Raw genomic sequence first — 12,587 nt, 5'->3', positions numbered from 1 at the left:
GAATTTCTAGCTCTCTTTTTTTGTTTCTAAAAATTTAACTTTGATCTCATAGTTGCCATCAATTCCCGGAATTGCATTTAAATATTTTTTAATTGTACTTTGTGTTTTAGTTGCTGCTTCGCTTAATAAACCATTTTCGATTGCTTCTTCAGCTACTGCTTCTTTTTGTTTTTTAGCAAAGGTAGTATAATCATTGACAGAAATTGGGTTGAATACATTTTTTGTTTCATCATATACTTCAATACTACTCTCGTCAATTTCATTACTTAAAATTTCAATTTCTGGTATTGAAACGGTAATTATATTATTATTAATAGCTACTTCAATTTTATCCATTTTGACACCAGCTTTAAGTTTACCGTCATATGTAATTAAAAAACTTTTTTGAGTTAAAGGAATATCCCAGCCATTAAATGTTAAATTATTAGAAAATTTACCAACTTTAGTATAATTATAGGACATTGTTGCCAATTCTTCGATTTCTTGGAGCTGTTGACTCAGACCAGTTGACGATATCTTTGGTTCACTGCTGCTTGCAAATCGAGTTCCCGCGTAAAAAATCAGTAATGCAACTAGTAGGATTGCAATGATTCCACCAATAGCTTTTTTTGTTTTTCCTAATGTGTCTAATATTTTCATTTTTATCACCTAGGGATATTATAACATAATTCGACAATTATTGAGAAAATAAAAAAGCCCAAAGGCTTTATTATTTAATGATTGTTCCGTATACTTCACGACCACATCCAGCCGCATTTGATTCATCTGTGTCAATATGCATAGCTGTAGCATAATTTTCACTAACACGACAAACAACATCACCGAAAATTAATGAACGTCCTTCAGTTTCGATTTCAACTTTAACGATTTGTTTATCAGTAACTCCAAATTCAACCGCATCAGCAGGAGTCATATGGATATGTCTTTTAGCAGCGATAACGCCACAAGAAATTTCAACTTCACCAGCTGGTCCTACTAGTTTACATCCTGCAGTTCCTTCGATATCTCCAGATTCTCTGATAGCAGCCTGTAATCCCAAAGCACGAGCATCAGTTAATGATAACTCAACTTGAGTAGCTTTACGAGTTGGTCCTAAAACAGACATTTTTTGTTCACCCTTAGCTCCAACTACAGTAACTTTTTCTTCACATGCAAATTGTCCAGGTTGAGAAAGATTTTTCTTATTAGTTAATTGATACCCTTTTCCAAATAATGTTTCTAAGTCAGCGTCAGATAAATGAATGTGTCTTGCTGAAGTTTCAACGATAATTTTTTTAGTCATAGTCATTCTCCTTTTTCCTTATTCTATATTACTCCTTTTATCGCTATTTTCAAGGAAATAGCGATAAAATAGAAAAAATTTTAAATTTTTTTAAAAAGATTTTAGATAGAAATTTATTAAAATAGTAAAAATAAATTATTATAAATGCTAAAAAATAATCATTTTAGTACTAAAATGGCTGTTTTACGGGGTTAAACTAGGAATTATTTTTGTTTTTTTAGGATTTTTCTAAAAAATTCACATATCTTTACACATTTATCGAAATAGTGTATTATGGGGCTACATAAAAAGGGGGAACCTATATGAACGAGAAAAAAAATCTAGGATTATACGATAAATCATTTGAACATGACAACTGTGGGATTGGTGCAGTTGTAAACATTAAGGGAGTTAAAACGCATATTACGGTAAGTAATGCATTAAAAATTGTTGAACAATTAGAGCATCGTGCTGGTAAGGATGCTGCAGGTGAGACGGGTGATGGTGTCGGAATTTTAACGCAAGTACCATATAGTTATTTTAAAAAGACAATTAAAGAATTTCCATTACCGTTAGAAGGTAAATTTGGTGTTGGAATGTTATTTATGCCAAGAGATGAACATTTACGTAATCGAGTTAAAAAAATGCTTGAAACAATCGTAATTAAGGAAGGAATGGAATTTTTAGGATGGCGTGAAGTACCTACTGTTCCTAAAGTATTAGGGCAAAAAGCACTTGATGCGATGCCTTCAATTTGGCAATGTTTCATAAAAAAACCTCATGGAATCAATAAAGGGATCGAGTTTGATCGAATCCTTTATCAAACTCGTAGAATTTTTGAACAAAGCAATTTTGACGATACCTATGTATGTTCTTTTTCATCACGAACAATTGTTTATAAAGGAATGTTCTTGGTTGGACAATTGCGCTCATTTTTTAAAGATCTTCAAGATGATGAATATAAGAGTGCGATTGCGTTAGTCCATTCACGTTTTTCAACTAATACAATGCCTTCTTGGCAACGGGCTCATCCTAATCGTTTTATTGTTCATAATGGGGAAATTAACACAATTAAAGGCAATGCTAATAATATGTTATGTCGCGAAGAAATCATGACAACTAATTTGCTGGATACTAATAAAGTGTACCCAGTCGTTGATATTAACGGTTCAGATTCAGCAATGCTGGACAATACATTAGAATTTCTAGTTATGTCTGGAATGGAATTACCAAGAGCAGTAATGATGTGTATTCCAGAACCTTATGATAATGATAAAAGTATGTCACAGTCAAAGAAAGATTTTTATGAATACAATTCAACTCTAATGGAACCTTGGGATGGTCCAGCTTCAATTTTATTCAGTGATGGAGAAGTTATGGGAGCGGTACTTGATCGAAATGGACTTCGCCCATCTCGTTATTATATTACTCGTGATGATTATTTGATTTTATCATCTGAAGTTGGAGCTTTAGATATTCCTGCTGAAGATATTGTTATTAAAGATCGGTTACGCCCAGGAAAAATGTTATTAGTTGATACAAAAGCTGGTAAGTTAATTGCGGATGATGATTTAAAAGAAAGTTATGCCCATAAACAGCCTTATGGTGAATGGCTTGAAAGTAATTTGATTAAATTAAAAGATATGCGCATTCCTAATGCTCGAGTTGAACGTTATCAAGGGGAACAGCTAACTAAGTTACAGAAAATTTATGGTTATAGTTATGAGGATGTAAATACGTATATAAAAAAATTAGCATTGAATGGTAGTGAAGAAGTAGTTGCAATGGGAAATGATTCACCATTAGCGGTATTATCAATGCAGCATCCCCCATTATTTAATTATTTTAAACAATTATTTGCTCAAGTGACTAACCCTCCAATCGATGCTATTAGGGAAGAAATTATTACTTCAACAGCTTTATGTATTGGAACAGAAGGAAATATTTTAGCTGATAATGAGAAGAACTGTCGCTTGTTGAAAATCGATCATCCAATTTTAAGTAATACTGATTTATTGAAAATCAAGAATATTAAGAAAGATGGTTTTAAAGTAGCAGTATTATCAATGCTTTATTATAAAAATACTTCACTTGAAAAAGCCTTAGATAAATTATTTGTAGAAGCAGATAAGGCTTATCACGAAGGAGCTAATATTTTAATTTTATCGGATCGAGGAGTTGATGAAAATCATGTTCCAATCCCTTCTTTATTAGCAGTTGCAGCAATGAATGAACACTTAGTAAATACTAAAAAAAGAATGTCTGTAGCCTTGATTTTAGAATCTGGAGAGCCACGTGAAGTGCATCATTATGCGACTTTGATTGGATACGGGGCTAGTGCTGTTAATGGATATTTAGCACAAGATACAATTTTTGAACTTGTTGATGAAGGCTTACTAGATAAAGATTACTATGCTGCAATCGAAGATTATAATGACGGTATTTTGCATGGAATTGTTAAAATTGCATCAAAAATGGGAATTTCAACAATTCAATCATATCGGGGTTCACAGAACTTCGAAGCAATCGGTTTAGCTAAAGACTTTGTTGCTAAGTATTTCCCTAAAACAGTAACCAGAATAGAAGGGAAGACAATCAAGGATATTGAAAATGATGTTGATTATCGTCATAGTAAAGTTTATGATCCATTAGGATTAGACGTCGATATTACACTTGATAGTCGTGGTGATCATAAAGAACGTAGTGGAAAAGAAGAACATCTATACAATCCTGCAACAATTCACAAATTACAACTAGCGACACGCAATGGCGATTATAAATTATTTAAAGAATATTCAGCAATGATTGATGAAGAGGGTAAAAATCTAAATCTTCGAGGATTATTACAATTCAAAAAGGGAAAATCAATTCCGCTTGATGAAGTTGAAAGTGTTGATAAAATTGTACAAAGATTTAAAACAGGAGCAATGTCATATGGCTCAATTTCAAAAGAAGCTCATGAAACGATGGCAATTGCTATGAATCGTTTGAAAGGAAAATCTAATAGCGGTGAAGGTGGTGAGGATCCAGAGCGTTTTATTCTTGATGAAAATGGTGATAGTAGATGCTCAGCAATCAAGCAGGTTGCTTCAGGAAGATTTGGAGTGACTTCTCAGTATTTATGTTCAGCAAAAGAAATTCAAATTAAGATGGCTCAAGGAGCTAAACCTGGTGAAGGTGGTCAGTTACCAGCTGGAAAAGTCTATCCATGGGTAGCTAAAACAAGACATAGTACGCCGGGAGTAGGATTGATTTCTCCACCTCCACATCATGATATATATTCAATTGAGGATTTGGCACAATTAATTTATGATTTAAAAAACGCTAATAAGGATGCTAGAATCTCAGTTAAATTAGTCTCAGAAGCTGGTGTCGGTACTGTCGCAGCTGGAGTTGCTAAAGCTGGGGCTGGAGTAATCTTAATTTCTGGATATGATGGTGGAACTGGAGCAGCACCTAGAAACTCTGTATATAATGCAGGATTACCATGGGAATTAGGGTTAGCAGAAGCTCATCAAACACTTATCATGAATGATCTGCGTGGCCGTGTTGTATTGGAGACTGATGGTAAATTAATGACAGGTCGTGATTTAGCAATCGCAACTTTATTAGGGGCTGAGGAATACGGCTTTGCAACTGCACCGCTTGTAACAATGGGATGTGTAATGATGCGAGTATGTAATCTAGATACTTGTCCAGTTGGAGTAGCAACACAAAATCCAATCTTGCGGAAAAGATTTACAGGTAAGCCAGAATATGTTGAAAACTTTATGCGATTTGTAGCTCAAGAATTACGCGAATATATGGCGGAACTAGGGTTTAAAACAATCGACGAAATGGTTGGGCGCAGTGATTTATTAGAAGTTCGTCCAGGTGTTGAAAATGTAGATTTATCTAGAGTGATTAATAATCCATATATTAAAGCTAAAGAAATACGTCATAATCCTAAAAATAATTATGATTTTAAATTAGAAGAAGTAAAAGATACAACAATTTTGTTAAAAGAGTTTAAAAACGCTTTAGAAAACCACCAATCACATGAAATCAATGTTGATATAACGAATATCGATCGAACATTAGGAACATTATTTGGATCAGAAATTACTAAACGCTATCAAGATACATTAGATGATGATACATTCAAAGTAAATTGTTATGGTTCTGGTGGCCAAAGTTTTGGTGCTTTTATTCCTAATGGTTTAACATTGACATTGCATGGTGATAGTAATGATTATTTTGGAAAAGGATTATCAGGAGGAAAATTAGTAGTTGTTCCACCTGAAAATTCAAACTTTAAAGCAGCTGAAAATATTATTATTGGAAATGTTGCTTTGTATGGAGCTACTTCAGGTGAGGCATATATTAATGGGATTGCTGGTGAACGTTTTGCAGTTAGAAATTCAGGAGCTAAAGCTGTTGTAGAAGGTGTCGGAGACCATGGATTAGAATATATGACAGGTGGTTTAGTTGTTGTTCTTGGAGAAACTGGAAGAAATTTTGCAGCCGGTATGTCTGGTGGAATCGCATATGTATACGATCCTAATAATCGTTTGTATTCACGAATTAATAAAGAATTAGTCTCTTATTCATCTGTGACAAGTAAATATGATGAAGAAGAATTAAGGGCCGTTATTCAAAAGCATTATAATCACACTAATTCAGAAGTAGCTAAAGATATTTTAGATAATTTTGGTGAACAAGTATCAATGTTTAAGAAGGTTGTTCCTCACGATTATAAGCATATGATTGAATTAATAAAGTATTATGAAAAGCAAGGTCTAACAAATGAACAAGCTAAAGTTGAAGCATTCAATGAAGCTAGGAAGGGGGTATAACCATGGGTAAACCAACAGGATTTTTAGAAATTGAGCGTCAAGTTAGTAAGGCTGTTGAGCCGAAAAAGAGAATTCAAAATTTTAATGAATTTCATAAGCATTTGAGTAAAGATGATCAAGCCTGCCAAGGAGCCCGCTGTATGGATTGTGGTGTACCGTTTTGTCAATCTGGTCGGGAATTAGAAGGCGCTGTATCTGGCTGTCCATTAAATAATCTGATCCCAGAATGGAACGATCTTATTTATCATAATAACTATAAGCAGGCATTGGCAAGATTATTAAAAACTAATAATTTTCCTGAGTTTACTGCTCGGGTATGTCCTGCCTTGTGTGAAGCAGCATGTACTTGTGGTTTAAATGGCGAACCTGTAACCGTTAAGGAAAATGAATATGGGATTATTGAAGATGCTTATGCAAAAGGTTTGATTAAACCATGTCCACCAACTCATCGTATTGATAAGAAAATTGCAATCGTGGGTTCTGGACCAGCTGGGTTAACTGCAGCCGATCAATTAAATAAACGTGGATACCAAGTTACTGTCTATGAACGGGACGACCGTATAGGTGGATTATTAATGTATGGAATTCCTAATATGAAATTAGAAAAAGAAGTTATTGATTGTCGTGTTGGAATTATGAAGGCTGAAGGTGTTGTTTTTAAAACTAATTGTGGAATTGAAGATGAAAAGCAAGCTAAAGAATTATTAGATAACTATGATCGAGTAATCCTAGCTTGTGGTTCACGGAAGCCCCGTGATATTGATGTACCGGGACGTCAAGGCAGGGGAATTTTAATGGCAGTTGATTACTTGACAGCAATAACAAAATCTTTACTTAATAGTAATTTAAAAGATAAAAATTTTGCTCCAACTAAAGATAAACATGTACTAGTTATTGGTGGTGGTGATACCGGTAATGATTGTGTTGGTAGTGCAATTCGTTTGGGGTGTAAAAGTGTAACGCAGTTAGAAATGATGCCGGAACTTCCTGCTATTAGAAGTGACAATAATCCATGGCCAGAATGGCCGAGAATCAAAAAAACAGATTATGGTCAAGAAGAAAGTATTGCTGTTTTCAATCAAGATCCTCGTATTTATCAAACAACGGTAAAAGAATTTATTCTAGATAAAAATGGTCAGGTAAAAGAAGCAGTAATTGTTTCATTAGAGCCAAAAGAAAATAAAGAAACTAAGCGAGTAGAGATGGTACCTGTTGCTGGCAGTGAACAAACTATTCCTGCAGATTTAGTTTTAATATCTGCTGGATTTATTGGAACTGAAGATCATGTAGCTAGAGCATTTAATGTTACATTGAATCCTCGCGGAAATGTAAAAAGCAATCAGGATTATCAAACAAATATAAAAAAATTATTTGTTGCAGGTGATATGCGTCGAGGACAATCTTTAGTGGTTTGGGCAATTAAAGAAGGTCGCGAAGTTGCTCGAGCAGTTGATTTTGATTTGATGGGTTATAGTAATTTATAAAAAAGATCATAGCGAATAAGCAGTTGTTTATCCGTTATGACCTTTTTATTTTTTGTTATAAAACTAATGATGGAGCATTGTAAACACGGGCAGCTAGTTCACTATCAAGTAAGTATAATGAACGAGAATCAGAACCAAATAGATTAAATTTAGTAATTAAATCATTAGCATTAGTTTCTTCTTCACCTTGTTCTTTAACAAACCAATCTAAGAATTGCATTGTACGAAAATCTTTAAGAGAATAGGCAGCATCATAGAGATTATGAATTAAACTAGTAACATATTCTTCATGTTCTAAGCCATAAATTAGAGGATCATTTAATTTAGTATACTCTTTATCAGGTTTATCGATTGCTTCAAGGGTTACTTTAGCATTGTTATTTTGAAGATATTGAACAAATAATATTGCATGGTCTCTTTCTTCTTGTGCTTGGATATTATACCAGTTGGCAAACCCATCTAATCCGTTATCTTTATAGTAATTAGCAAAGTCTAAATAAAGATATGCGGAATAAAATTCTTTGTTAACTTGATCATTTAATAATTCTACAACTTTTTTATCTAACATTTTAATTACCTCCTGTATATAGTATAGACCTATTTTATTTAATTGTTAATAGATTTAACAATTATGTAACATTAGACAATATCATTGTTATTGCTTTGTTCACTACTATTGGGAATACTAGTAGGATTATTAGTTTTACTGTCTAAATTTTTGGTAGCATTTATACAGATAAAGGAGATCAAGATTGTAAGTAAGCAGCTACTTAAGCCGTAGATCCATTTCTTATCATTGTTAATAAAAACCTGATGTTGAGATAGTTTAGACATAATTAAATAAATGATAGCTAGACTAGCAATTAATGCACAAATAATAATACTACAAGTTGCTAAAATTGAAATTCGGTATTTACTGTTTTGATTATTGGCTGTTGTTGGAAAGATACTGCTATCACTGTTTCCAAAAGGATTTGTACTATTATTAGTTGATGAATCATTGTTTCCAAAAGGATTATCACCATCGAGATTATTACTGTTCGTAGATAGTGATGTAACCGCTGAACTATTTGAATTAAGGTTATAATCCAAGATAACTGTACTAATACCGCTAATCAAAGCAGTAATGATCATTATCATGCAAATTAGATTATTTTTCTTTTTTAACATAACTTTCACCTCACAGCAATAGTGTAAGAAAAGATAGTATAGTTAAAATGTTTACAATATGTGAATATATGGCAGGTTTGTAAATCTTTATGTCATTATTTTGTCGGATTAAAGAATCTTAATTATTTGACAAAGGGTTTTTAATTTAAAATGGATAATGGTATAATAGTTCATGAAAGTGGGTGATTTGATGCCGTTAATTTCTGCATTTACATTTAATATAAGTTCAATCCTTAATGTAGGTAGAACTATTATAGATTTAATTCTTGTGTGGTATGTAATTTATTTATTGATTTCTATGATGAAGCAAAATATGCGTACAATGCAATTATTTAAGGGAGTTTTATTGATCCTAATTTTAAAAATGTTTACAAGTTTATTAAGACTAAGTGCAATGGATTATTTAGTTGATACAATTCTTACTTGGGGTGTGGTTGCAATTATTATTGTATTTCAGCCAGAGATTCGAGGTTTGTTGGAAAAAATCGGACGAACTAAATTAGAATTAAAGCATGATAATCTTAGCGATGATGAAAAAGAACGATTAATGGATGAGCTGGTTGGAGCAATTACTAAATTATCTGAGGATCAAACTGGGGCATTAATAACCTTTGAACGAAGACAGTCGTTAATAGATTATATTAATACCGGAACAAAGATTAATGCTGATATTAAAGCAGAGTTATTTACGACGATTTTTTGGGAAGGAACTCCTCTTCATGATGGAGCAACGATCATTAAAGGGGATCGGGTTGTCTGTGCGGCCGCCTTTTATCCACCCACCAATCAGGAATTAAGTCCACTATATGGAGCTAGACATCGTGCAGCCTTAGGTATTAGCGAGATAACTGATTCGCTTACAGTTGTAGTATCTGAAGAAACAGGAACGATTTCTTTTGCCACAGATGGTAAACTTCGAAAAATTCCTCGAAAAGAGTTGCGAGCAAGTTTGGTTAATGAACTAGATTGGTTCAATACTCAAGAAAAGGATGGTGAGTAAGATGTCAAAAAAAGAAAATCCTAAAAATCCAATAAAAAAAGATTCAACTACTGATTTCTTTTTAAACTTCATTACTCGTCAGAAATCAGAACAGAAAGATGAAGAAAAAACAACTACTTCTAAAGTAGTTGATGATACTGTAAAAGTGAGAGATAAAGCATTTGAATTATTCTATCACATGATCAATTCTTTAAATATATTTTTAGATCGTATGTTGCAATCAAATCTTTCAATGAAAGTTTTATCGTTTGTTATGGCTGTCGTTTTACTCTTTACAATTACCGGTGGAATTGATAATATCTTTTCAACCCCTAATGGCGGGGATTATCTGTATGATGTGAAAATTGATACTGAAGGGTTACAAAGTGACTACGATGTAGTAGGATTACCGGAAACAGTAAATGTTGCTTTAGTCGGACCTTCTTTAGATATTTACTCAACAAAGATATCTAAGAAATATAAAGTAGTTGCTGATTTCTCTACTCTTGGGGAAGGTGAACATACAATTGAATTGCAGGGAAAAGATTTTCCTAGTGATTTGCAGGTAATGATCGTACCACAGACTGTTACTGTTAAAATCACACAAAAGGTTACAAAGACTTTTGAGCTGGGATACAAATTTAGTAATGAAGATAGCATGGATTCTAAATATTCAGTATCAGTTGAATCAATGGAACACCATGAAGTTGAAGTTCGAGGTTCACAAGACAATATTGATAAAATTAATTCTGTTAAAGCAGTGATTGATTTAAAAGGAAAAAATAATGATTTTGAACAAAATGCTAAGATATACGCATATGATCGTAGTGGTAAAAAGGTTGATGTGGAAATTATTCCAAATACGGTCAAGGTAGATTGTATGGTTTCTTCTTATAGTAAAGAAGTTTCCATTGTCCCTCAATATACAGGGCAATTAGCTAGTGGATATGGTTTTGAGAGTATTAAACTTAAACAGGAAAAAGTAACTATATATGGTAAAGAAGAATTGTTGAATAGTATTAATAGTGTTGGGGTTGTAATTGATTTATCGGGATTAAGTGGCGATAAAAGTTATTCTAAATTGCCGCTTACTGGTATAGAGAATATTAATAAGTTAGATTTTAATACTGTTGATGCATCTGTGCGAGTATCACCATCAACAAAACGAATAATAACTGATATTCCAATCAACATTGTTAATAATAATGGTGGATATCAAGTTAATTTTACTGAAGGACAGGACAAAGCTTCAGTCGAAGTAGATGGTGTGGCAGCAATCTTAGATGCACTGACGATCAATGATTTCAATATTTCAATTGATTTGGCAAACTTGAAGGCGGGGACGAATACTGTTAAAGTAGATTTAAAAATAGATAAAGGATATTTAACGGGGAAATTAGTTTCTCCAGAAAGAATTACGATTACCTTAAGAAAATAGGAGGAAAAATTAACGATGGGTAAGTATTTTGGAACAGATGGATTTAGAGGGGAAGCAAATGTTGACTTAACAGTTGAACATGCTTATAAAGTAGGGCGCTATCTTGGATGGTACTACTCTCAAAATGGTAAAGCAAAAGTTGTGATTGGGAAAGACACAAGAAGAAGTTCATATATGTTTGAATATGCACTAGTTTCAGGGTTAACAGCTAGTGGTGCTGATGTTTATTTATTACACGTAACAACAACACCTTCAGTATCATATGTTGTAACAAGTGAAGAGTTTGATTGTGGAATCATGATTTCTGCTTCTCATAATCCTTATTATGATAACGGAATCAAAATCTTAGATGGTAATGGTCATAAAATGGATGCTGGAGTAGAAAATTTAATCGAGCAGTACATTGATGGTTTAATTGATGAATTACCATATGCAACCAAAGATGAAATTGGGTGTGCTTTAGATTATTCAATCGGTCGTAATCGTTATATTGGATATCTGATGTCGATTCCCACTAGGGCATTTAGAAATTATCGTGTAGGTTTAGACTGTGCCAACGGTGCTAGTAGTGCGATTGCTAAAAGTGTTTTTGATGCTCTAGGAGCTAAGACTTATGTAATTAACAGTGATCCTGATGGGTTAAATATCAATACTAATTGTGGTTCAACCCATATTGAAGTCTTACAACAGTACGTAAAGGAAAACGCACTAGATATTGGTTTTGCTTATGATGGAGATGCTGATCGCTGTATTTGCGTTGATGAATTTGGACGAGTTGTAGATGGGGATCTAATTTTATACGTTTGTGGTAAATATTTAAAAGATCACGGAGAACTTGCTAATGATACTGTTGTTACAACAATCATGTCAAATCTTGGTTTATATAAAGCATTTGATAAAGAAGGTATTAAATATGAAAAAACCGCTGTTGGCGATAAGTATGTAAATGAAAATATGGTTAAAAATGGTCATGTTTTAGGTGGTGAACAATCTGGACATATTATTTTCTCTAAACATGCCACTACAGGTGATGGGATTTTAACATCTTTAAAAGTAATGGAAGCTGTTATTGAAAGTAAACGAACTATCGCGCAATTAATTGAACCTGTTACTATTTATCCTCAATTAATGAAAAACGTTCCTGTAAGAGATAAAAAAGAAGCACAGGAAGATCCTGATGTAAGAGCGGTTATTGCTGAAGTTGAAACTGATTTAGGTGAGAATGGTCGTGTTTTAGTTCGTGAAAGTGGAACTGAACCGGTTGTTAGAGTAATGGTTGAAGCAGATACTGATGAAAAATGTCTTATTAATGTAAATAAAATTGTTGATAAGATGAAGGAAAAAGGATTTGTAATCAAAAGATAAAATAACATAATGTCACACAATATTGCCATATAATATGGCAATATTTCATATATAT

At 33.1% G+C, this 12,587-nt stretch carries 9 protein-coding genes; 5 read left to right on the top strand and 4 right to left on the bottom strand.

All coding sequences use genetic code 11. The features are described from left to right. Positions 1-6: 6 nt before the first annotated feature. Both KSU54_RS01120 and KSU54_RS01115 read right to left on the bottom strand, forming a co-directional pair. Positions 7-639: a DUF4230 domain-containing protein gene (locus tag KSU54_RS01120; protein WP_003536892.1), complete on the bottom strand. Its 633-nt coding sequence runs from the start codon at positions 637-639 to the stop codon at positions 7-9. A 70-nt stretch (positions 640-709) separates the two neighbouring features. Next, entirely contained in the window at positions 710-1,282 is a 573-nt protein-coding gene (locus KSU54_RS01115; RefSeq protein WP_009300673.1) for a PduL/EutD family phosphate acyltransferase, read from the bottom strand. A gap of 302 nt (positions 1,283-1,584) precedes the next feature. On the opposite strand from KSU54_RS01115, the gene gltB reads away from it, so the two are divergent. Both gltB and KSU54_RS01105 read left to right on the top strand, forming a co-directional pair. After that, complete coding sequence (gene gltB, locus KSU54_RS01110; RefSeq protein WP_003536894.1) at positions 1,585-6,096, top strand: glutamate synthase large subunit; 4,512 nt, start codon at positions 1,585-1,587, stop codon at positions 6,094-6,096. A gap of 2 nt (positions 6,097-6,098) precedes the next feature. Then, positions 6,099-7,580, top strand: a complete 1,482-nt coding sequence (locus tag KSU54_RS01105) for a glutamate synthase subunit beta (protein WP_003536895.1) — start codon at positions 6,099-6,101, stop codon at positions 7,578-7,580. Between the two features lie 55 nt (positions 7,581-7,635). Here the strand turns inward: KSU54_RS01105 and KSU54_RS01100 are convergent, their stop codons facing one another. Together KSU54_RS01100 and KSU54_RS01095 are read right to left on the bottom strand one after the other, a co-directional pair. After that, complete coding sequence (locus tag KSU54_RS01100) at positions 7,636-8,148, bottom strand: ferritin (RefSeq protein ID WP_003536896.1); 513 nt, start codon at positions 8,146-8,148, stop codon at positions 7,636-7,638. 71 nt (positions 8,149-8,219) lie between these two features. Then, positions 8,220-8,750: a hypothetical protein gene (locus KSU54_RS01095; RefSeq protein ID WP_003536897.1), complete on the bottom strand. Its 531-nt coding sequence runs from the start codon at positions 8,748-8,750 to the stop codon at positions 8,220-8,222. A 172-nt stretch (positions 8,751-8,922) separates the two neighbouring features. Here KSU54_RS01095 and cdaA point away from each other — a divergent pair, with 172 nt between their 5' ends. Genes cdaA through glmM form a run of 3 tightly spaced genes read left to right on the top strand, consistent with a single transcriptional unit; the run spans position 8,923 to position 12,532 of the window. Next, positions 8,923-9,750 carry a diadenylate cyclase CdaA gene (gene cdaA / locus KSU54_RS01090; protein WP_003536898.1) on the top strand — a complete coding sequence of 276 codons (828 nt, stop codon included), beginning with the start codon at positions 8,923-8,925 and terminating at the stop codon, positions 9,748-9,750. 1 nt (position 9,751) lies between these two features. After that, positions 9,752-11,167, top strand: coding sequence for a CdaR family protein (locus tag KSU54_RS01085; RefSeq protein ID WP_040434244.1), 1,416 nt, complete (start codon positions 9,752-9,754; stop codon positions 11,165-11,167). Between the two features lie 15 nt (positions 11,168-11,182). Then, positions 11,183-12,532, top strand: a complete 1,350-nt coding sequence (gene glmM, locus KSU54_RS01080) for a phosphoglucosamine mutase (RefSeq protein ID WP_003536900.1) — start codon at positions 11,183-11,185, stop codon at positions 12,530-12,532. Positions 12,533-12,587 lie beyond the last annotated feature (55 nt).

Origin of the sequence: Erysipelatoclostridium sp. MSK.23.31 (assembly GCF_019125875.1) — a bacterium.
Classification (GTDB): Bacteria; Bacillota_I; Bacilli_A; order Erysipelotrichales; family Coprobacillaceae; genus Thomasclavelia; species Thomasclavelia ramosa.
The sequence above is the reverse complement of the archived record's forward strand: the minus strand, read 5'-3'. Positions and strand labels throughout refer to the sequence as shown.

What these genes read in the sequence shown, in the direction of transcription:
- KSU54_RS01120 (WP_003536892.1), bottom strand. Translation starts at nt 639, where the DNA reads ATGAAAATATTAGACACATTAGGAAAAACAAAAAAAGCTATTGGTGGA.
- KSU54_RS01115 (WP_009300673.1), bottom strand. Translation starts at nt 1,282, where the DNA reads ATGACTAAAAAAATTATCGTTGAAACTTCAGCAAGACACATTCATTTA.
- gltB (WP_003536894.1), top strand. Translation starts at nt 1,585, where the DNA reads ATGAACGAGAAAAAAAATCTAGGATTATACGATAAATCATTTGAACAT.
- KSU54_RS01105 (WP_003536895.1), top strand. Translation starts at nt 6,099, where the DNA reads ATGGGTAAACCAACAGGATTTTTAGAAATTGAGCGTCAAGTTAGTAAG.
- KSU54_RS01100 (WP_003536896.1), bottom strand. Translation starts at nt 8,148, where the DNA reads ATGTTAGATAAAAAAGTTGTAGAATTATTAAATGATCAAGTTAACAAA.
- KSU54_RS01095 (WP_003536897.1), bottom strand. Translation starts at nt 8,750, where the DNA reads ATGTTAAAAAAGAAAAATAATCTAATTTGCATGATAATGATCATTACT.
- cdaA (WP_003536898.1), top strand. Translation starts at nt 8,923, where the DNA reads ATGAAAGTGGGTGATTTGATGCCGTTAATTTCTGCATTTACATTTAAT.
- KSU54_RS01085 (WP_040434244.1), top strand. Translation starts at nt 9,752, where the DNA reads ATGTCAAAAAAAGAAAATCCTAAAAATCCAATAAAAAAAGATTCAACT.
- glmM (WP_003536900.1), top strand. Translation starts at nt 11,183, where the DNA reads ATGGGTAAGTATTTTGGAACAGATGGATTTAGAGGGGAAGCAAATGTT.